The organism is Bacillus pumilus (assembly GCF_003431975.1).
GTDB classification, from domain to species: Bacteria; Bacillota; Bacilli; order Bacillales; family Bacillaceae; genus Bacillus; species Bacillus pumilus_N.
In genome coordinates this window covers 3,193,180-3,214,305 of sequence record NZ_CP027116.1, presented here as the reverse complement: position 1 = coordinate 3,214,305, position 21,126 = coordinate 3,193,180, and the positions used below count along the sequence as shown (strand labels likewise).

At 41.3% G+C, this 21,126-nt stretch carries 18 protein-coding genes; 13 read left to right on the top strand and 5 right to left on the bottom strand.

Annotated features, from left to right (window positions below):
* Window positions 1-8 precede the first annotated feature (8 nt).
* Window positions 9-2,963 carry a restriction endonuclease gene (locus tag C5695_RS16715; protein ID WP_117731718.1) on the top strand — a complete coding sequence of 985 codons (2,955 nt, stop codon included), beginning with the start codon at window positions 9-11 and terminating at the stop codon, window positions 2,961-2,963.
* Between the two features lie 255 nt (window positions 2,964-3,218).
* On the opposite strand, the gene C5695_RS16710 is transcribed toward C5695_RS16715, so the two are convergent.
* Window positions 3,219-3,473, bottom strand: a complete 255-nt coding sequence (locus tag C5695_RS16710; protein ID WP_117731716.1) for a hypothetical protein — start codon at window positions 3,471-3,473, stop codon at window positions 3,219-3,221.
* A gap of 246 nt (window positions 3,474-3,719) precedes the next feature.
* On the opposite strand from C5695_RS16710, the gene C5695_RS16705 reads away from it, so the two are divergent.
* From C5695_RS16705 to C5695_RS16665, 10 genes are all read left to right on the top strand, one after another.
* On the top strand, window positions 3,720-5,330 hold the full coding sequence (locus C5695_RS16705) for a histidine kinase N-terminal 7TM domain-containing diguanylate cyclase (RefSeq protein WP_117731714.1): 1,611 nt from the start codon (window positions 3,720-3,722) through the stop codon (window positions 5,328-5,330).
* Between the two features lie 259 nt (window positions 5,331-5,589).
* On the top strand, window positions 5,590-6,045 hold the full coding sequence (locus tag C5695_RS16700) for a DUF6376 family protein (RefSeq protein WP_117731712.1): 456 nt from the start codon (window positions 5,590-5,592) through the stop codon (window positions 6,043-6,045).
* Between the two features lie 106 nt (window positions 6,046-6,151).
* Window positions 6,152-6,457: a metal-sensing transcriptional repressor gene (locus C5695_RS16695; RefSeq protein ID WP_117731710.1), complete on the top strand. Its 306-nt coding sequence runs from the start codon at window positions 6,152-6,154 to the stop codon at window positions 6,455-6,457.
* A gap of 72 nt (window positions 6,458-6,529) precedes the next feature.
* Window positions 6,530-6,736, top strand: a complete 207-nt coding sequence (copZ, locus tag C5695_RS16690; protein WP_117731708.1) for a copper chaperone CopZ — start codon at window positions 6,530-6,532, stop codon at window positions 6,734-6,736.
* An 83-nt stretch (window positions 6,737-6,819) separates the two neighbouring features.
* Entirely contained in the window at window positions 6,820-9,255 is a 2,436-nt protein-coding gene (locus tag C5695_RS16685; protein WP_117731706.1) for a heavy metal translocating P-type ATPase, read from the top strand.
* A complete protein-coding gene (locus C5695_RS20855) occupies window positions 9,252-9,386 on the top strand; it encodes a hypothetical protein (RefSeq protein WP_262379005.1) in 135 nt (44 codons plus the stop codon). The genes C5695_RS16685 and C5695_RS20855 overlap by 4 nt, the downstream gene beginning before the upstream one ends.
* A gap of 178 nt (window positions 9,387-9,564) precedes the next feature.
* Window positions 9,565-10,842 (top strand): cation:dicarboxylate symporter family transporter, encoded by a 1,278-nt coding sequence (locus C5695_RS16680; protein ID WP_117731704.1) that lies wholly within the window; start codon window positions 9,565-9,567, stop codon window positions 10,840-10,842.
* A gap of 16 nt (window positions 10,843-10,858) precedes the next feature.
* Window positions 10,859-12,304 (top strand): aspartate ammonia-lyase, encoded by a 1,446-nt coding sequence (gene aspA, locus C5695_RS16675; protein ID WP_117731702.1) that lies wholly within the window; start codon window positions 10,859-10,861, stop codon window positions 12,302-12,304.
* A gap of 115 nt (window positions 12,305-12,419) precedes the next feature.
* Window positions 12,420-13,736, top strand: a complete 1,317-nt coding sequence (locus tag C5695_RS16670; RefSeq protein ID WP_117731700.1) for a sensor histidine kinase — start codon at window positions 12,420-12,422, stop codon at window positions 13,734-13,736.
* Window positions 13,733-14,665, top strand: coding sequence for a response regulator (locus tag C5695_RS16665; protein ID WP_117731698.1), 933 nt, complete (start codon window positions 13,733-13,735; stop codon window positions 14,663-14,665). Before C5695_RS16670 ends, C5695_RS16665 begins: the two co-directional genes overlap by 4 nt.
* A gap of 16 nt (window positions 14,666-14,681) precedes the next feature.
* Here C5695_RS16665 and C5695_RS16660 read toward each other — a convergent pair whose 3' ends face one another.
* Window positions 14,682-15,290, bottom strand: a complete 609-nt coding sequence (locus tag C5695_RS16660; protein ID WP_117731696.1) for a TetR/AcrR family transcriptional regulator — start codon at window positions 15,288-15,290, stop codon at window positions 14,682-14,684.
* Window positions 15,291-15,380: 90 nt separating this feature from the next.
* Between C5695_RS16660 and C5695_RS16655 the strand changes: the two genes are divergently transcribed.
* Entirely contained in the window at window positions 15,381-15,932 is a 552-nt protein-coding gene (locus C5695_RS16655; RefSeq protein WP_117731694.1) for a hypothetical protein, read from the top strand.
* Window positions 15,933-15,966: 34 nt separating this feature from the next.
* Here C5695_RS16655 and C5695_RS16650 read toward each other — a convergent pair whose 3' ends face one another.
* Genes C5695_RS16650 through C5695_RS16640 form a run of 3 tightly spaced genes read right to left on the bottom strand, consistent with a single transcriptional unit; the run spans window position 15,967 to window position 18,534 of the window.
* Window positions 15,967-16,905, bottom strand: coding sequence for a metal ABC transporter substrate-binding protein (locus tag C5695_RS16650; protein ID WP_117731692.1), 939 nt, complete (start codon window positions 16,903-16,905; stop codon window positions 15,967-15,969).
* A 13-nt stretch (window positions 16,906-16,918) separates the two neighbouring features.
* Entirely contained in the window at window positions 16,919-17,791 is an 873-nt protein-coding gene (locus C5695_RS16645) for a metal ABC transporter permease (protein ID WP_117731690.1), read from the bottom strand.
* Window positions 17,791-18,534 carry a metal ABC transporter ATP-binding protein gene (locus tag C5695_RS16640; protein WP_117731688.1) on the bottom strand — a complete coding sequence of 248 codons (744 nt, stop codon included), beginning with the start codon at window positions 18,532-18,534 and terminating at the stop codon, window positions 17,791-17,793. The genes C5695_RS16645 and C5695_RS16640 overlap by 1 nt, the downstream gene beginning before the upstream one ends.
* Window positions 18,535-18,960: 426 nt before the next feature.
* Here C5695_RS16640 and C5695_RS16635 point away from each other — a divergent pair, with 426 nt between their 5' ends.
* The gene (locus C5695_RS16635) at window positions 18,961-21,054 is read left to right on the top strand and encodes a heavy metal translocating P-type ATPase (RefSeq protein ID WP_117731686.1); all 2,094 of its coding nucleotides are present in this window, start codon (window positions 18,961-18,963) and stop codon (window positions 21,052-21,054) included.
* The last annotated feature ends 72 nt before the right edge of the window (window positions 21,055-21,126 follow it).

Sequence of the window (21,126 nt, the reverse complement as noted above, 5' to 3'; positions counted from 1 at the left end):
GAGTAATAATGAAAATTCAATTTGATGAATTAACATATCAATCAGATGCGATAGGCGCCGTATTAAGTGTATTTGAAGGTCAACAAATTCGTAAATCAGAATTTACGATTATGGATCAAGATATACAGGGAAAACTATTTGGTGAAAAAGGTGTTGCCAATAAAATTGATGTATCAGAAAGTAAACTGCTACAAAATGTTCAACAGATTCAAATTAAGCAAGGTATTCCAATTGCTCAATCTATTCCATCACCTTTCCCCCAGTTCAATATCGAAATGGAAACAGGAACAGGGAAAACCTTTGTTTATTTAAAATCGATTTTAGAAATGAATCGTAAATTTGGATTTACTAAATTTATTATTGTCGTTCCTTCTGTAGCGATTAAAGAAGGGGTTATGAAAACAATACAAATGACGAAAGAATATTTTAAAACGCAAATGCAAGGAATTGTTTATCGTGAATTTATGTACGATAGCTCTAAATTAGAAAATATACAAGCATTTGCTTCAAATGAAAATGTGGAAATTATGGTTATTAATATTCAAGCGTTCAATAGTGAAGATAATATTTTCAACCGCAACGACCGTGATAGCTTATATGGTATTTCACCTAAAGATTATATTGCTGAAACGAATCCAATTGTCTTGATTGACGAGCCACAAAGTGTAGATAGTACAGCTAATGCAAAGGCTGCAATTGCTGCTTTAAATCCGTCGCTTGTATTCCGCTTCTCTGCAACGCATAAAGAAGAAGGTTATCCCTTACTTTATAAATTGGGACCTGTTGAAGCGTATCAAAATAAGCTAGTAAAACAAATTGAAGTAGCGGGAGTTAAACGCACAATTGATGGTAATGTGGCTCACTTACGATTAATAGGTATTAAAGCGACGAAGACTGCTGTTACAGCATCCGTAGAGGTTTTAGTGAAAACGAAAGCAGGCATTGTGAAAAAGATTATTTCTTTAAAGAAAAACGATGACTTAGTGAAAAAGACAAAGCTAACGGCTTATGAAGAGATTGGTTATGTTCGTGATATATCGGCTGAAAAAGACAATGAGTACATTGAGTTTTCAGGCGAGCCATCTGTCATTTATTTAAGTCAAGCACATTACGCAGACTTAGAGGTGAAGCGTGGTCAAATTCGTAAAACAATTGAGGAACATTTAAATAAAGAGTTAAAGCTAAATGCTTTAGGAATTAAAGTGTTAAGTCTATTCTTTATCGATAACGTAGCAAACTATCGAAAATATGATGAGGAAGGTAAGCCTTATTTAGGGGAATATGGTCAAATTTTTGAAGAAGAGTATAATGACGTCTTAAAATCCCCTAAATATAAAAAGCTTCGCGATTATCATATTCCTGTGGAAGAAGTGCATAATGGATACTTCTCAATCGATAAAAAAGGCAAATTCAAAAACGGTGGAGAAAAGGATGAAAGTGCCTTCCAAATCATTATGAAAGACAAAGAAGATTTACTGACAATGTATGATGAAGAAAAAAGGAAGACAAAAACAGCTCATAAACTGCGTTTTATTTTCTCGCATTCAGCGTTGAAAGAAGGGTGGGACAACCCAAATGTTTTCCAAATTTGTACGCTGATTGATTCGAAAGATGAATTGACGAAGCGACAAAAAATTGGTCGGGGTCTTCGCATAGCTGTTAACCAAGATGGTGAGCGTGTACATGGATTCGAAGTCAATACGTTAACCGTGATGGCAAATGAAAGCTACGAAGAGTTTGCTACTGGCTTACAGCATGAGTATGAAAAAGAAGGTATAGAGTTCGGTATTTTTAAGAATGATACATTTAGCTCGCTTGTGCTGGAGGAAGATGAACTGACAGGTTATCGAAAACCTTTAGGTCATGAGTATTCAAAAAAGCTAGTTGAATACTTAACGGAGCAAAAATACATAGATTCAAAAGGGAAAGGTACAGTTACCTTAGCGAAAGCAATTAAAGATCAAGTATTTGAACTACCTGAAGAATATACGGTACTTGCGCCTAATATGACTGAGAAAGTTATCGCTGCAATTGAACAGAAGTTTAATACAGAGAAAATTGAAATTAAAGATCATGCGAAAAAAGAAACGGTTCGTTTAAATAAAGAAGCGCTATCAGGGCCATTCCTTGAGCTGTGGGAGCGCATTAAATATAAAACGACGTATTCGATTCAATTTGATAGTGAACAGTTCATTAGCGATGCGGCAAAAAAATTAAAGGATGAATTGTTAGTACGTATTCAAAAATTAGAATACGAACGAATGCAATTGAAAATCGAAGAAAGTGGTATCGAAGAAAAAACAACAACAAAAACAAGTTTCAGTACTGTTCAACGAGAATCCACAAAATCTCCTGATATTTTAACGGAGTTACAGCAAGATACGAAACTAACTCGTAAAACATTAGTTGCGGTTTTAAAGAAGAGTGATACGCTACATGATTTTAAAGTGAATCCACAAATGTATATGCTAGAGGCCGCGCGCATTATTAATGCAGCTAAACGCTTAGCAATGGTGGATGGCGTTAAATATGAGAAACTGGAAACAGAAGAAGTATACGATCAAAGCTTATTCAAACAAGAAGAAATTGATTCGTATGAAGATAGCATTGTGAAAGTTTCAGATAATCGTTCTACTTATGACCATGTAATTGTAGATTCTAAAATTGAAAGAGATTTTGCCGAAGCATGTGAAAAAGATCCAAATGTAAAGTTTTATATTAAATTGCCTGCAGACTTTAAAATTAAAACGCCACTTGGAAATTATAACCCTGACTGGGCATTATCTGTTGAAGAAGATTGCAAAGAGAAATTGTACTTTATTGTTGAGACAAAAGGAAGTACAGCCGCAGAAGATTTACGCAAAACAGAATTAGAAAAAATCCGTTGTGGAGAAAAGCACTTTGATGTGATCAATACAGGTATTACATTTAAGCGAGCAGTTGAACTAGATCAAGTTTATTAAATGTCAGGACACTTTTTCACATCGGTATACTATTTGAATCAATAAAAGGTTGAAGAAAGAATTAAACCTTATTATTTGACATGGTAACTCACGCAAAACTGATAATCCACAAATGGGAATTACGTTGTCGAAAGAGGAATTAATACGCATTAGTGATTCTAAGAATAAGCATGAGGAGTGCTTATTCTTAGAATTAGATTTGTATCGTTATATCATTCTAACGACCAATTAGAGTGATTCTTAGATATTGTTTATTCATGATCGACTTTTATTAAAATGTTTCCTCGGATAAGTCTCTAAAAACCGCACAAACAAAGGAAAAACCACAATCACCGCAATTATCATCAACAAACCATTTGATACAATTCTCACAAACGTTGTTTGAACCACATAAACTGCGATCAGCAGTAAATAACTCACCAAAAATATCAATCCAGATGTTCTCTTCTCAAATGGCTTTTCCAAAAGAATCAGCATAAACAGCCCCGCCATAATAATCAAAAAAGTCATATGCCTTCCGAGCCTCCTCTTCATTGATTCCCTATCCCCACATTGTACATATTTTTCTCCGAGCGCAACATACCTCTATCTCAAATTAAGCAAAAAGTAGTGAAAATATAAGGCCTCACCAACAAAAAACGACCGAAACTTTACAAAAAACCCCCAACCAAATCAAAATCACACCTTCCCATTTGACACGTCCTCATATATAGTTATATTAGACTAGTTCTAAATAACTGAAATTGGGGCGTTTACATGGATTCGATTGTTTTACATTTTATTGTGATCATGAGTGTTTCTGGCATTCTGTCCGTGATATTATCAATCATTGCTCATGCGAACCGCCACCGGTATATCGGCTGTCAATTGTTTATGTACATGTCTGGAGCAACTGCGATTTATATCTTTGGGCACACATTTGAATTATTGGCAAGTACACCTAGGGAGATTATGTTCTGGGTTTGTTTTCAATACATAGGTCTTCCGTTCATCGCACCATTCAGTTTGATGATTGTGCTGCAATTTACGGGATTCCATCAATATTTCACAAAGCGCCGCGTGATTCTCATCTTACTGATTCCAATTCTCACCACCATTATGGTGTTCACCAACTCTTTTCACTCACTCTTTTACCGAAGCGTTACAATGAACCCGGTAGACGGATTTTTATTGGCTGACTTTACCATTGGCTATTGGTATATCATTCATGGCGTCTATACATTTGGCTGTTCCATGCTCGCTATTTTTATGCTGGTTTGGTTTTTGCGTGTCACAAAAAAAGAATATTTAAAGCAGATCCTCATTTTGCTAGTGGGAATGTTATTGCCAATCACGACCTCTTTTATCTATTTATTAGGTGTGACGCCTCTGCATATTGATCCGGTCCCTGTGGTGATGTTTTTAACCAATGCGCTCTACCTATGGGCGATTATGTCCTTCCAGCTTTTTAAGCTCTCTCCCATTGCGATGGAGCGTGTGTTTGAGCATATGTCTGAAGGGGTTCTGATTTTAGATCGATACCGGACACTTATAGATTACAACCCAGCTGCGGCATCAATCATTCCAGCACTTTCTAATAAAAAGGGGATTGGCTATAAAATAGACGATATATTCTCAGGGATCATCAAAGAAAATGACTTCATTCAGTGGCTGCGTTCTCCGCAGGATCATTCGCAATATGATTTAATGTGGAAAAAGGAAAAAGATCAGCCCAGCTATTATCACCTGACCGCATCGTCGCTATTTAATAGACGAGGAGAGGTCGAGGGTAGGCAAATTGTGATCAGTGATGTGACAGAGCAGCGTTTGCTGCAGGAAGAGCTGGAGCGTCGTGCGTATATTGATGGATTGACGAATATTTTTAATCGTTCTTCTTTTATTGAACGAACGCAGATGATCCTGGAAGAGGATGGGCAGGATACGGCTGTTATGCTGTTTGATATTGATTTCTTTAAACAAATCAATGACACGCACGGACATCATATTGGAGACGAGGCGCTGCGGCATGTTGTCTCCATTTGTCAGCAGCATTTACAAATGGACGATTTATTCGGACGATATGGAGGAGAAGAGTTTGCTATTTGTCTGCCGCATCATTCATTTGAAGAGGCATGTCATATTGCGGAGCGAATGAGACATTCGTTCGAGACGAGTTTTTTTGAGACGGATGGGGAAAAAGTGCGGGTGACAGCGAGCTTCGGAATCGCTCATACCGCTTACGATCCAAATGTATTAGAAACACTTCTATTTGAAGCGGATCAAGCCTTGTATATGTCAAAGCGCCAAGGACGCAACCGGATTTATGCGTCAACTGGAGCGGACTATATGCTGTATCAAGAACATGATCTGCCGCCGGCTTCTCATTGACGATTGTCCTGATATTCGATATGATAAACATAACATTTGAACGGTTTCCTAAAGGGGAGTAGCTTTTACGGTTTGGTCGTCATTACAGAAACAAGGATTGTTTCTCGGCCATTTCGGCATGAACAATGTTAGCCAGACCTTTGCCTATCACACATGAGGCAAAGGTCTGGCTTTTTTAGGTCTTATTGCATCTGTGTGAGAGGGGAACGGGACAAGTGATGCTTGCTTTTCAATCCCACAGATGAAAGGATGATCAATCATGAAAACATATGTGATGACCCTGCTCTTTTCCGGCACACTCGTATTAAGTGGATGCTCCGGTTTGCTCGATCAAGTAAGTGATACAACGACATATGTGACAGAGGCAAATGAGTATGTAACGGACATTCAGCAATTTACAGAGGACTTTCCACAGCTCGCACAAGATGCTGTGAAAAATGCCGCCAAAAAAGCAGAGTTAACCGAGCAGCTAGAATCATTGAAGGGAGATATTCAAGAGTTTAATGAAGTCTCAGCACCCAAAATAGCAGAAGACCTGCATGCGCAAATCATTGAAAAAAATAAGGTGCTGTCAGAGGAAATTCAAACGTATTTACAGCAATTGAAGGCGGATAACATCGACGTTGCCGCTATGCTTGAGGAGCAGCAAGGATTAATCAAGCAGCTTCAGCAGTCCGTCAGTCTTTTGCAGGACATTGAACAACTAACAAACTAGGACAAACACAGATTTATATATGTTACTCAGCATATCTTTGCCTTTTCCGGTGGAGATATGCTTTAATTTAAGGAAAGACAAGTCATAATAGAAAAAAGGTGATCACATGACAGAACATGAAGAAAGACATATGGCTTCGCCTAGAGCCTCAAAGGAAAAGGACCAATTGATTAATCGCTTGAAACGAGTGGAAGGACAAGTGCGTGGGATTCAGCAAATGATTGAAAACGATCGTTACTGTATAGATGTTGTGAATCAAATCTCCGCAGTCAATGCGGCTTTGAAAAAAGTCAGTCTTCATTTGATGGAAAAGCATACACATCATTGTGTTGCAGATGCGATTAAGAGCGGCAATGGGGATGAAGCCATTGAAGAGTTAATGACAGTCTTTACGAAACTGACAAAATCATAGCATTTATGTTTACATTGATACCCTACTAGGGTATAGTAAACTATAGAAAATGATTGATGGAGGCGATGAGAAGTGGAACAAGCAACACTTCAAGTGCAGGGCATGTCTTGTGGACATTGCGTGAAAGCAGTCGAAGGAAACGTAGGGGAATTAGCAGGTGTTGAATCTGTGACAGTTCATTTAGACAAAGGAGAGGTGGAGGTTTCATTTCACCCAGATCAAGTCACGTTACACCGTATTTCTGATGTAATTGAGGAACAGGGATATGATGTTGTATAAAATGAAAATACGTGCTGCATGACAGCACGTATTTTTTTCAAAATATAATATACCCCCATGGAGTATGCAGAGAGGTGAGGTTAATGAAAAAGGAAATCGACTTTCAAATTACGGGGATGACCTGTGCTGCCTGTGCAGGTCGCATCGAAAAGGGCTTGAACAAGCTTGAGGGTGTGGATGATGCCAATGTGAATTTTGCACTTGAAACATCTCATATTGTGTATGAAACAGAACAACTAACAGAAGAGGATCTGAAGAAAAAAATCCAATCCCTTGGCTACGATGTGGTGATGGAGCAAGCGGAATTTGATATAGAGGGAATGACGTGTGCAGCTTGTGCGAACCGAATAGAGAAAAAAATAAATCGGATGGAAGGTGTCGACCACGGGTCTGTGAACTTTGCGCTTGAAACCCTTCAGGTCACGTATCACCCTGACCAAACGTCTACAAGTGAAATGAAGGATGCGGTGAAATCCATTGGGTACTCTTTAATTGAACCAGCCGAGGACGAAGCAGAAGAAGGAAAAAAAGATCATCGCCAAGCGGCAATAGAGAAGCAGACGGCACGCTTTTTATTTTCAATGATCTTGTCACTGCCGCTTCTTTGGGCAATGGTCAGTCATTTTTCTTTTACGTCGTTTATTTGGCTGCCTGAAGCGTTCATGAATCCATGGGTCCAGCTGGCGTTAGCAGCGCCGGTCCAGTTCATTGTCGGCTGGCCCTTCTATGTAGGTGCGTATAAGGCTTTACGTAATAAAAGCGCCAACATGGATGTTCTTGTTGCACTAGGGACATCAGCTGCGTTTTTCTATAGTTTATATGAAAGCATTCAGTCAGCGGTTCAAGGTGCACATGAGGCAGCACTCTATTATGAAACAAGTGCTGTGCTCATTACGTTGATCGTGCTGGGAAAATTAATGGAAGCAAAAGCAAAAGGAAGATCATCAGAAGCGATTCAAAAGCTGATGGGCTTACAAGCGAAAGAAGCGGTCATCGAGCGAGATGGGAAAGAGATGACAGTGCCTATTTCTGAAGTGAAAGTGAATGATCTTGTGTTTGTCAAACCGGGTGAGAAAGTACCTGTAGATGGAGAGATTGTAGAAGGAACAACCGCAGTCGACGAGTCCATGATTACGGGAGAAAGTCTGCCTGTTGATAAAACCGCTGGTGATGCGGTCATCGGGGCAACCATTAATAAAAATGGATTTATGAAAGTGAAAGCGACAAAAGTCGGGAAAGAGACTGCCCTTTCACAAATTATCCGAGTCGTAGAACAAGCACAGGGCTCAAAAGCACCGATCCAAAGAATGGCCGATCAAATATCAGGGATATTCGTTCCCATCGTTGTAGGAATTGCTGTGCTCACCTTCCTGACATGGTTTTTCTTTGTTGATCCAGGAAATGTGACATCAGCACTTGAAACCTTTATAGCGGTCATCGTCATTGCATGTCCGTGTGCGCTCGGCCTTGCCACACCAACCTCTATTATGGCGGGCAGCGGTCGTGCCGCTGAATCAGGCATTCTGTTTAAAGGCGGGGAGCATTTAGAAGTGACCCAATCAATCGACACGGTCGTTTTAGATAAAACAGGGACTGTCACAAAAGGAGAGCCGAGTCTGACAGATGTAGTGGCATACGCTAATTGGACAGATGATACGCTGCTTCAGCTAGTAGGATCGGCAGAACAGCAGTCGGAACATCCGCTTGCTAGAGCCATCACCGACGGAATGAAAGAACAAGGTCTTGAAGCTGTGGAAATCGAAGCCTTCCAAGCTAACCCAGGTCATGGAATTGAAGCAAAGATGGCAGGGCACAAGCTGTTGGTTGGAACACGTAAGCTATTACAGAAACACCATATTTCATATGATCCATTTGAAGCGTCTGTCACAACATTGGAACAGCAAGGGAAAACGGCTATGCTTATCGCTATTGATGGGGAAGTCGCCGGCATCGTTGCGGTAGCAGATACAATCAAAGCATCTTCATCTCACGCGATCGCACGTTTGAAAGAGCAAGGCATTCACGTTGCTATGATGACAGGTGATAACAAGCTGACAGCAGAGGCGATTGCAAAACAGGCGGGCATTGATCATGTCATTGCTGAAGTTCTACCAGAGGAAAAGGCTGCTCACATTGCGGCGCTTCAGGAACAAGGGAAGAAGGTTGCCATGGTCGGAGATGGTATCAATGATGCCCCGGCTCTTGCGACAGCGAATATTGGGATGGCGGTTGGAACAGGGACAGATGTTGCTATGGAAGCAGCAGATATCACGCTCATGACGGGAGACCTCCATGCCATTGCAGATGCGCTTACATTTAGTCAAAAAACAATGAGAAACATCAAGCAAAATCTATTTTGGGCGCTTGCCTATAACTGTATCGGGATTCCGATAGCTGCTTTTGGACTCCTTGCACCATGGCTTGCAGGAGCGGCAATGGCCTTTAGCTCCGTATCGGTTGTATTGAATGCACTCAGATTGCAGCGATTGAAACCAGTGAGAGAGGGAGTGGCAGAATGAAGCTGAGTACCAAATGGATTTGGACTCTGAGTGCATTGTTCTACGTTGCTCTTGTACTCATTGGATATGCTGTATATGATGAATTTTATCCACAAGAAGATCCGCCAAGCGAACAAAAACAAAATCATTAAAGACTTCGCCCAAAAGCGGAGTCTTTTTTTTTACAATTTTGTGGAAAACCCCACCTTTTTAAAGAATTTTCATAAAAAATTCATTTTGTTTTGTTCCTTTTTGTCGTTTTTTGTAGTTTCATCGTTAAGATGCGAATAAGCAATTAAAGAAAGCGTTATCAAAAAAGGGGGTTCACATATGAAAAAGTTAGGGTTAGCTTCTCAAATACTCATTGCACTTGTTCTGGGTGTGATCGTAGGAGCACTGTTTTATCAAAATGAAACCGTTATTAATGTGTTAACGCCGATTGGCGATATATTCATCCACTTAATTAAAATGATCGTCCTTCCAATTGTTATTGCTGCATTGATTGTAGCTGTAGCTGGTGTAGGGGATATGAAAACCATCGGAAGACTCGGCGGAAAAACAATTCTTTACTTCGAAATTGTGACAACGATTGCATTAGCAGTTGGACTGCTTGCAGCCAACCTCTTCCATCCTGGAACAGGAATTGATATGAGCAACATGGAAAAAGGAGATATCTCTAAATATGAAGAGACATCTAAAACTTCTTCCGAAAAAGCAAGTTTTTCTGAAACAATTGTACATCTTGTACCAACAAACGTTTTCCAATCGATTGCAGAAGGTGATTTATTACCAACGATTTTCTTTACGGTCTTATTCGGATTAGGTATTGCTGCAGTAGGTGACAAAGGAAAACCAGTGTTAGGATTCTTTGAGGGGATACTCGAAGCGATGTTCTGGGTCACCAATAAAGTGATGAAGTTTGCACCATTTGGTGTATTCGCTCTCATCAGTGTGACGGTGATCAAATTCGGGGTCGGAGCGCTTCTCCCGCTAGGTAAACTGGTACTTGTCGTTTACGGCACAATGGCATTCTTCGTCATTGTCGTGCTTGGCATTATCGCAAAATTGGCTGGAACAAGCGTCTTTACACTATTTAAAATTTTAAAAGAAGAAATCATTCTTGCATTCTCAACAGCAAGTTCAGAAGCTGTACTGCCTAGATTAATGGACAAAATGGAGAAGTTCGGCTGCCCGAAAGCGATCACGTCGTTCGTTATCCCAACAGGCTATACCTTTAACCTAGATGGAAGTGCTATCTATCAATCTGTCGCTGCCATATTTGTTGCACAAATGTATGGTGTGCCCCTTTCCATCTATGAGCAAATTACGTTACTATTAATCTTGATGCTGACATCTAAAGGAATGGCTGGTGTACCAGGAGCATCGATCGTTGTTGTCATCACAACACTTGGTGCAATGGGACTGCCGCTTGAAGGACTTGCCTTCATCGTTGGGATCGACCGTATTCTTGACATGGTTCGTACAACTGTTAACGTATTTGGTAACTCACTTGCAGCCATTGTCATGTCTAAGTGGGAAAAAGTATTTGATCAAGAGAAATCGAAGAAGTATATTGAGGAATTAAAACAACAAACAAAAGCAGCGTAAAAGGAGATCTTTTCAAATGACGAAGCTACAGGACAAGCAAGTTCGAATCGAACGAGACTTTCTAGGTGAAAAGGAAGTAGACACTCAAGCATATTATGGAATTCAAACATTACGTGCAGTAGAGAACTTTCCAATTACTGGCTACCATGTTCATGAGGAACTCATCAAAGCATTAGGGATTGTCAAAAAGTCAGCCGCACTTGCAAATATGGATACACAGCGACTATATTCGGGTCTTGGAGAAAAAATTGTTCAAGCCGCAGATGAGGTTATTGAAGGAAAATGGAACAATCAATTTATTGTCGATCCAATTCAAGGTGGGGCTGGCACTTCAATGAATATGAATGCCAATGAAGTCATTGCAAACAGAGCGCTTGAACTACTAGGAAAGGAAAAGGGCGCTTATACTGAGCTAAGTCCAAACACGCATGTGAACATGTCGCAGTCAACAAACGACGTTTTCCCAACAGCGATTCATATTTCAACATTGAATATGATTGAAAAACTACTTTATACGATGGAAAACATGCATCAAGTCATGACGGAAAAAGCACAGGAATTCGATCATGTCATCAAAATGGGACGTACGCATCTTCAGGACGCTGTTCCAATCAGACTTGGTCAGGAATTTAGTGCGTATGCAAAGGTTCTTGCTCGTGATATTAAACGTATCAAGCAGTCTAGACAGCATTTATATGAAGTCAATATGGGAGCAACAGCCGTCGGAACTGGACTGAATGCGGATCCTAAATATATTCGCCAAGTGGTTGGCTATCTATCTGACATTAGCGGATTACCGTTAGTTGGAGCCGAAGACTTAGTGGATGCAACGCAAAATACGGATGCTTATACAGAAGTATCAGCTGCGCTTAAAGTATGTATGATGAATATGTCTAAAATGGCGAACGATATTCGTTTAATGGCTTCAGGCCCAAGAGCAGGTTTTGGTGAGCTTCACTTGCCGCCGAGACAGCCCGGTTCATCCATCATGCCAGGGAAAGTCAACCCTGTTATGCCTGAGGTTATGAACCAAGTGGCATTCCAAGTCATCGGAAATGATCACACGATCTGTCTTGCATCAGAGGCTGGTCAGCTTGAACTGAACGTCATGGAGCCAGTTTTAATATTCAACTTACTACAATCTCTTAGCATGATGAAAAATGTATTTGAATCCTTCGTGGACAACTGCTTGCGTGACCTGAAAGCAGATGAAACGAGATTAAAGGAATATGTAGAAAAAAGTGCTGGTGTCATGACAGCGGTAAACCCGCACATTGGTTATGAGGCTGCTGCACGAATTGCAAGAGAAGCGATTCTTACAGGCGCATCTGTACGTGAGCTTTGTCTGCAAAATGATGTGTTAACAGAAGAAGAGCTTGACGTCATCTTGAATCCTTTTGAAATGACCAAACCAGGTATTTCTGGCGCATCACTTTTAGAAAAGGATCGTTTAGAAGACTAAGAGGCATCATGAGAAGCGCACACCGACAAAGTTCCGGTGTGCGCTTTTTATGAAGGTTTGTTTTTCTCAAGCTCACATAGTATACTATCGTCAATTATTAGGGATGTGACTGCGTTTGAATCTACTGAAAAAATGGCTGAATACAGAGCCTTATTTAATTTTGCTGCTGATTGTACTGACACCGATTGGCGGAGAGTTGAAATTCTATCCATTTGAGGACAGCTTTCGGGTCAGCTTTGGAACCGTTGTCTTTTTCTTTATTCTGCTTCAAATGAAAAGATTCCCGGGGTGGGCGAGCGGCATCATTGCAGGGGTATCTGTTTTTGCGTTCCGCGTGCTGCTTGATACAGCCGTGACAGGGAATCTCCTGCTAGAAGAGGCGGTGTCATTAAGATTTCCTTCTATGCTCTATTATGTCGTCTATGGCACGCTTTTTTATTTATTACAGGTGAGACGCTTCCGTGATCAACCTTGGCTGATTGGGGCGACAGGCATCATCATGGAGCTGTGCGCAAGCGTTGTGGAGATGATTGCACTTCGTGGCACCATCGATGAAATAGTCACGATGCGGACCCTCTTTCAACTATTTGTTTTAGCGATTTTCAGAAGCTTTTTCGTATTGGCTTGTTATACAATGATTCGGTTATATGAAGAGCAGGCGAGAGAGCGTCAGATGAAAAAGGAAAAGGAACATCTACTGATGCTGCTATCAAATCTTTACTCGGAGTCTACATATTTTTATAAAACACTCGCACATGCTGAGCACATTACAGCGACATCCTATCAATTGTATCAATCTCTTCACCACGCAGAGGATGCGGAGTCATTGGATTTGAAAAAGCTCGGTAAAACCGCACTGCAAATTGCAGGAGAGGTGCATGAAATCAAAAAGGATAACCAGCGGATTTTTTCCGCGTTGTCTAAGCTGATTCATGAGGAGAAATTCCAACAGTATGCCAGTCCAGCTCATATCGCGGGGCTTGTGATTCGTATCCATGAAAATTATGCAGAATCTCTTAAAAAACACATCGACTTTCATTATGATGAAGATGGGCAGCATCCCGTCTATCATGTGTATACCATTCTATCATTGTTAAATAATATCGTATCTAATGCTGTCGAAGCCATTCCGGTGGATGGCAAGGTGTCACTCTCCATTTCACAGAAAGAGAACCATGTAATCTTTCAAATAAGCGACAATGGACCCGGCATTAAAGAGAGAAATCATCATGTGATTTTTAAACCGGGCTTCACTTTAAAATATGACCAGGCAGGGAATCCATCAAGCGGTATCGGTCTCTCCTATGTGAAGGATACAGCGGAGAAGCTTGGGGGCAGTGTGGAGATGAAGAGTATCCCAAATAAACAAACGATTTTCACATTAATGATACCAATAGATCAAGTGAGTAGAAAAGAGGGGACTTGGAGATGAGATTTTTTATTGTAGATGATGATGAAGCCGTTCGTTCTTCACTGGCTCAGCTCATTGAAGATGAAGAGCTTGGCATTGTCGCAGGGGAAGCAGAGGATGGCGCAGAGTTAACATCAAGCTACTTGAATGATTTGCACATTGATATTTTATGTATTGATCTATTGATGCCGGAAAGAGATGGACTTGAAACGATTCGAGCGATCAAGGATGAGTTTCATGGGAAATACTTAATGCTGTCACAAGTTGAGACTAAGGAATTAATTGGACAGGCGTATACGCTTGGAGTTGAGTATTATGTGACAAAGCCGATCAACCGTGTTGAGGTGTTAAGTGTGCTTCACCTCATGGTTGAACGTCTTCATTTAGAGCATTCAATTGAAAACATTCAGCACTCGCTCAAATCCGTCATGCAGTTTCAGCAGCGTGGTCAGACGAAAACGAAGCAACGTGGGAAAAGTCTTGCAGAGGCAGGCCAATTCTTGCTGGCGGAGCTTGGGATTGTGGGGGAGAAAGGGTCTAAAGATTTATTAGATATGATTCTCTTCACCGATCAGTATTTAGCGCTGCATACCGAGCATCATGATTCATTTCCTTCTTTAAAGGTTATTTTCACCGGAATTACGGAGGATAAATTAAATGAACCATACACATCGGCAGACATTGCAAGAGAAGCGAAAGCAGCCGAACAGCGGGTAAGGCGTGCGATCAACCAATCCTTGAAACACATTGCATCTCTCGGGTTAACTGATTTTTCTCATCCAACGTTTGAAAATTACGCATCTAAATTCTTTGATTTCACCATCGTGCGAAAGAAAATGAGTGAATTGACAAAAGAGACAAGCGGAAGAGAAGAACACACCCGTATCAATGTGAAGAAATTTGTGCAGGTGCTCTACTACGAAGCAAAACGTATTTTTATGGAAGATTAAAAAAAGACATGCTCCCTTATGAGGGGGACATGTCTTTTTTTGTGATGGATTGCAGGTGCATCTGCAGCACGGAGCGTATGAGCTGAGGCGGTAAACGATGAGGCTGTAAGATTCCATTTAATGCAAGCCCGTTGATGACCGCATAAAGACGCTCAGTTTCGACGAAAAGATCGATATGATCAAGCAAAAGCCCATCCTCTTTTAATTTCATTAAACAATATTGGGTCATTTGGAAAAGCTCGTCATACATCTTTGCATTGAGCGGCTGTAAATCTGGTTCAGTCATCGACTTGACCGTAAAAGCCTGCCACACCTCCATTTCAAATCTTCGTTCTTCATCAAGTGGAAGAACCTGCTCTAATAACGCGAGGACATTTTCTTCCGTTGAATCGTTTAGCTGAAGTCTTGTGATCCGCTCCTTAACTCTTTCTTGAATCAATGTCATAGAGAAAAGAAATAGCTCCTGCTGTGTGGAGAAATAATGACGCATTGAGCCTGCTGAAATACCAGCTTCTAACGCTACTTTTCGTACAGAAGCGTTCTCCAATCCATCCTGTTTAATGACTCTCATCGCGGCTTGAGCGACTTTTTGTTTTTGTTTATGGTGATCGACGATTTTTGGCATACATTGATTTTAGCATAGCTATTGTTTTTTTAACACAGTTGTGTTATTTTTTATTTAATACAATTGTGTTAAAAAAGGAGTGTGGGAATATTGGTCGGGTTATTGATTGTGGCATGTGAAATCGGTTTTTGGCTGTTTATTCTGGTGGGGCTAACGTTGCGTTATGTGTTTAGACAGAAAAAGTGGGGCGCTCTCTTTCTCATTTGTACACCGATTTTGGATCTTATTCTTCTTGCAGCGACGTATATCGATTTAAAGCAGGGGGCTGTGGCAAGTGTCATTCACGGTCTTGCGGCTGTTTATATTGGGGTAAGTCTCGCCTTTGGGCATCAAATGGTGAAATGGGCTGATGCTCGGTTTGCTTATCGATTTGCAGGGGGCCCTAAGCCAAAGGGAAGACCAAAGTACGGGAAGGAACGGTCTATGTATGAAATGACTAGCTGGACACGGCATTTGATCTCTTATGTGATTGGAGCTGGTCTACTCTTTGGGTTATCCTATCTCATCCAAGCACCAGAACGAACGGAATCGCTGATGCAGTTAGCGAGAGTGTGGGGAATGGTTTTAGCTATTGATTTCGTCATTAGCATCAGCTATGTCATCTGGCCGAAAAAACACCCGCAACATATAGCCAGCTCATAAAAAAGACAGACGGAGTGAATCCGCCTGTCTTTTTTTATGATGACAACCCTTTGTAAATGGTGTCAATATTCCATTTCATCATCTTATAGTAACTGTCTCCATCTTCACCTTTCTTTCCAATGGAGTCGGTGAATACTTTTCCTTTAATCGGCACCCCGGTTTCCTCAGAGAGGCTTTCGAGGCTTCGTTGATCGACACTTGTTTCAAGAAAAAGCGCAGGCACTTGATGATCTTTGACAAAATGAATGATGCGCTTCATTTGTCCAGGTGTTCCTTCACTTTCTGTGTTGATCTCCCAAATGTAGCCGGCTTTCAGTCCATATGCATCTGCAAAATACTTGAAGGCTCCCTCACTTGTCACAAGTTGCTTTTTGTCTTTTGGCAGCTGGTCAAATTTGTCTTTTGCTTCATCGTGAAGCGCTTGAAGCTTTTTGATATAGGCTTCTGCATTTTTTTTGTAATCCTCTTGATGCTCAGGGTCTGCTTTTATAAGCGCATCTCTGGCATTTTTAGCATAAAGAATCCCATTTTCGACATTCAGCCAAGCGTGGGGGTCTTGCTGGCTTTCGAGTCCTTTTGAAGATAAATGTTTTACTTTGACGCCTTTACTTAATTCGGCTACAGGTGCATCATCCCCGTCCTTGCCACTCGATTCAAGCAGCTTTTGAAACCAGCCATTTCCTGTTTCAAGGTTTAAGCCATTATATAGAACAAGGTCTGCATCCGTCGTATACTGAACATCCTTTGGCAGTGGGTCAAATTCATGTGGGTCTGTACCAATGGGAACTATGCTGTGAATAGAGACGTGCTCTCCGCCTACTTCCTTCACAATGTCGTAAAGAATGGAGTAGGTGGTGACGACTTTTAGTGTGCCGTCATCTTTGCAGGAATTATTTTGCTTAGTAGAACAGCCTGCAATGACCATAAGGGCAATAAATACTACGGTCAAACGGATTGCGAATACCTTCTTCATATATGTCCTCCTTTTACATAGACGCTTCCTTTTTTAACTGCGTTCGTTTTCGTTTAGATTTTAATGATCTCCATAGAATTCCTTGTTTTGGTGAAAAGACAAAGGCACTGCCGAATAAAATGGTTGCGACCAGTACGATAGAAGCCCCTGACGACAAATTATACGTAAAACTAAGCCCAAGACCGACGACTGCAGAAACAGCACCGAAAAAAGCAGATAAATAAATCATAATCCATAGCCGGTCTGTTAAGAGATAAGCAGTGGCTGCCGGTGTAATAAGCATGGCAACGACAAGAATAATCCCAACAGTTTGCAGTGATGCAACGGTCACAAGGGTCAGCAAGGTCATCAGAAAGTAATGAATCATTCGATTCGGTAAACCGTAAACCGAAGAAATGACCGGATCGAATGAACTAATGAGCAATTCCTTGTAGAAAACGATGACAGCTAGCAGGATAAAAATGCCGATGCCGAGTGTAATCCACATATCAGAAGAGCGAACTGCTAGAACATTTCCGAACAGTATGTGATATAAATCACTGGAACTTTTCAAAAATGTAATGAGAATGATCCCAATGGAGAAAAAGGCCGTGAAGACAATGCCGATGGCAGAATCATTTTTAATGCGGCTGTTTTGACTCACGTATCCGATCCCAATCGCTGTTAACACCCCAGTTAAGACGGCACCGAAGAAAAAGTTAATGCCCAGCATATAAGAGATGGCGACACCTGGCAGGACGGCATGCGAAATGGCGTCTCCCATCAGAGCCATACCGCGTAAAATGATAAAGCAGCCAATGACCCCGCAAATGATGCCGACCATGACGGATGTAAATAAGGCTTTTTGTAAAAACGCATATTCAAAGAGTCCGGTCAAAAATTCCATTACATGTCTCCTCCTGCTGATTTTAAGAATGGTAGCTGCGTTTCATATGCCTTCAGCATGACCTCTGGTCGAAGGATGTCGTGTACAGGCCCTGATTTGATGAGTTTTTTGTTTAACAAAACGAGATGGCTGAAGTAATCATCGGCTTTACTTAAATCGTGATGGACAACCAAAATGGTTTTTCCTTCATCTCGTAATTCCTTCAAAATGTGAATCATTGTTTCTTCACTTGCCATATCAATCCCGACAAACGGTTCATCCAAACAGAAGAGCTGTGCGTTTTGAGCAAGTGCTCTTGCAAGGAAGACGCGCTGCTGCTGACCGCCGGATAACTCACCTATCTGTCTTTTAGCAAAATCCTGCATCCCGACCTTTTCTAAACAGTGGTACGCATATGCCCGGTCTTCTTTTTTCGGGCGTTTCATCAGGCCAAGCTTCGGATATGTTCCAAGTAGAACGGTATCCAGCACATGAATAGGAAACGTCCAGTCTAAATCATTTCTCTGAGGTACATAGGCAATCTGTTTTCTAACTTGTTTAAAGGGCTGGTCAAAAAAACGAATATCCCCTTGATCTTTTTCAATTAAATCCAAGCATGCCTTGAGTAAAGTCGATTTACCAGCACCGTTTGGGCCTATGATTCCTGTCAGCGTTCCTTCCTGTATGGAAAGAGAGACGTTCTCTAATGCATCCTGTCCGTGATATGAGACATGCAGTCGGTCGATTGTTAAAGCATTTGACATCTCTTGGGGCCCCTTTCAATCATCATTGCATTTCCTAAAGATATATGCATACATTAAATAATTTTGACTAAAGGATGAAATGATTCTTTAGCGCTAATTTGTTTCCTTAGGGAAACTTTTATTTTAGTTTAAACGTATGTCCTTCTTTTGTAAAGAGAAAAGTTGCATTTATTTCGTTAGAGGTCAAACGACCGCTTTTATGTTATGCGGGGAGCGGGGGACATGAGCTTGGTTTATTGAAAATCCATGTGACCGCAATGAACAAAAAAGCATTCATTTGCTCATAAATGATTGACAGTTGATTAGAACTCCACATATAATAAGGGTAATCCAATATATGAATATGTGCTCATATATAACGAATATAGCGTCTGATAGGTTTGAGTGAATCAGGGAAGGCTACTTATATAGAAAAAAGGTGAGAACATGAAAAAGATGAAGGATGAATACGTATTAAGCGGTCTTGATTGTGGCAACTGTGCACGCAAAATTGAAACAGGTGTCAGCAAAATGGATGGAGTGGACGCTTGCTCTGTTAATTTTGCGACAGGCACATTGACTGTCACACATGCAGATAAACAAGAAACAATGTCAAAGCGTATTGAGAAAACCGTTCAGTCCATTGAGCCTCATGTGAGTGTATCACCGAAACAAGAAGGACATCATCATGATCATGGATCGAAGAATTTAAAAACGATTGTGCTGAAATTAATTGGTGGCGCAGTCATTGGTACAGCGGCTTACTTTATACCTGAAGACGGTGTACTAAAGTTCATCATGTTTTTCGCGGCGTATTTGCTAGTCGGCGGTGATGTCGTCTTTCAAGCACTGAAAAATATCGTGCGCGGTCAAGTGTTCGATGAGAACTTTTTAATGACCATTGCAACGGTCGGTGCATTTGTTATTCAGCAATATCCAGAGGCGCTCGCTGTCATGCTGTTTTACCAAATTGGAGAGCTCTTCCAAGGGGCAGCAGTCAATCGTTCAAGACGATCAATTAGTGAATTAATGAATATACGCCCAGAATACGCAAATCTCAAAGTAGGAAATGAAACGAAAAAAGTGAAGCCGGAAGAAGTAAAAGCCGGTGACCGTATTGTTGTAAAGCCAGGTGAAAAAATTCCGCTGGATGGACTTGTGATCGAAGGCTTCTCGCTCGTAGATACCTCCGCATTAACAGGGGAGTCTGTGCCACGAGACGTTGAAGCAGGGAAAGAAGTTCTTGCCGGATTCGTGAATCAAAACGGTATACTTGAAATTGAAGTGCAAAAAGAGCTAAGTGAATCGGCAGTGACGAAGATTTTAGATTTGGTTGAGAATGCGAGCAGCCGAAAAGCGCAGACAGAAAATTTCATCACAAAGTTTGCAAAATATTATACACCGGCTGTCGTCGTACTCGCCTTGTTGCTTGCCTTTGTGCCGCCGATTCTCATGCCATCAGCACAATTGTCTGACTGGGTTTACCGGGCACTTGTCTTTCTCGTGATCTCTTGTCCGTGTGCACTTGTTGTGTCCATCCCATTAGGATTCTTCGGCGGGATTGGTGCAGCTTCTAAACGAGGCATCCTAATAAAAGGAAGTAACTATCTAGAAGCACTAAACTCTGTGAGCTATGCGGTATTTGATAAGACGGGCACTCTCACAAAAGGAAACTTTACGGTAACTAACATCGTGACAACTAGTGACAAGTGGACAGAAGAGGAACTGCTTTCTTTTGCAGCACTGGCAGAAGCCCATTCCTCACACCCTATTGCTGAATCGATTAAGGCGGCATATGGATCTCCGCTTGATGAAAGCCAGATTGAAGCATATGAGGATATAGCAGGTCATGGAATTAAAGCGACCATCAGCGGTTCCCGCGTCTTAGCAGGAAATCACCGTTTGATGGAACGAGAAGGCATTCCATATGAAAAAGAAAAACGAAGCGGAACGGTTGTATACATGGCCATTAACGAGGCATTTGCCGGTTCAATCTTGATTGCAGATGAATTGAAAGATGATGCCATCGAAGCCGTCTCTCTTCTCAAAGCATCTGGGATTCAAACGGTCATGCTCACAGGTGATGCGAAGCAAGTCGGGACTGTGGTTGCCGAGCAAATTGGCATCGACGAAGTCCATGCAGAATTATTGCCGCAGGATAAAGTAACAAAAATCGAAGAAATTGACCAGAAAAAAGCGCCTCAAGAAAAGCTATTATTTGTTGGGGACGGCATTAATGATACACCGGTGTTAGCAAGAGCAGACATAGGCATTGCGATGGGCGGGCTTGGTTCAGATGCAGCTGTTGAAGCGGCTGATATCGTCATCATGACCGACCAGCCATCAAAGGTAGCTGAAGCCATAGCTGTTGCAAAACGAACAAGAAGAATTGTATGGCAGAATATCGCATTTGCTCTTGGTGTCAAAGGTGTTTTCCTGTTACTCGGGGCATTCGGTATTGCGACCATGTGGGAAGCTGTCTTCTCAGATGTCGGTGTTACCGTACTTGCGGTATTAAATGCAATGAGGGTCATGAAATAAAATTGTAAGGAAAAATTCATGAATACCGTCTTTCATAATGGCCCCCCTCTTGTTAAAATAGAAGAAGTTGGA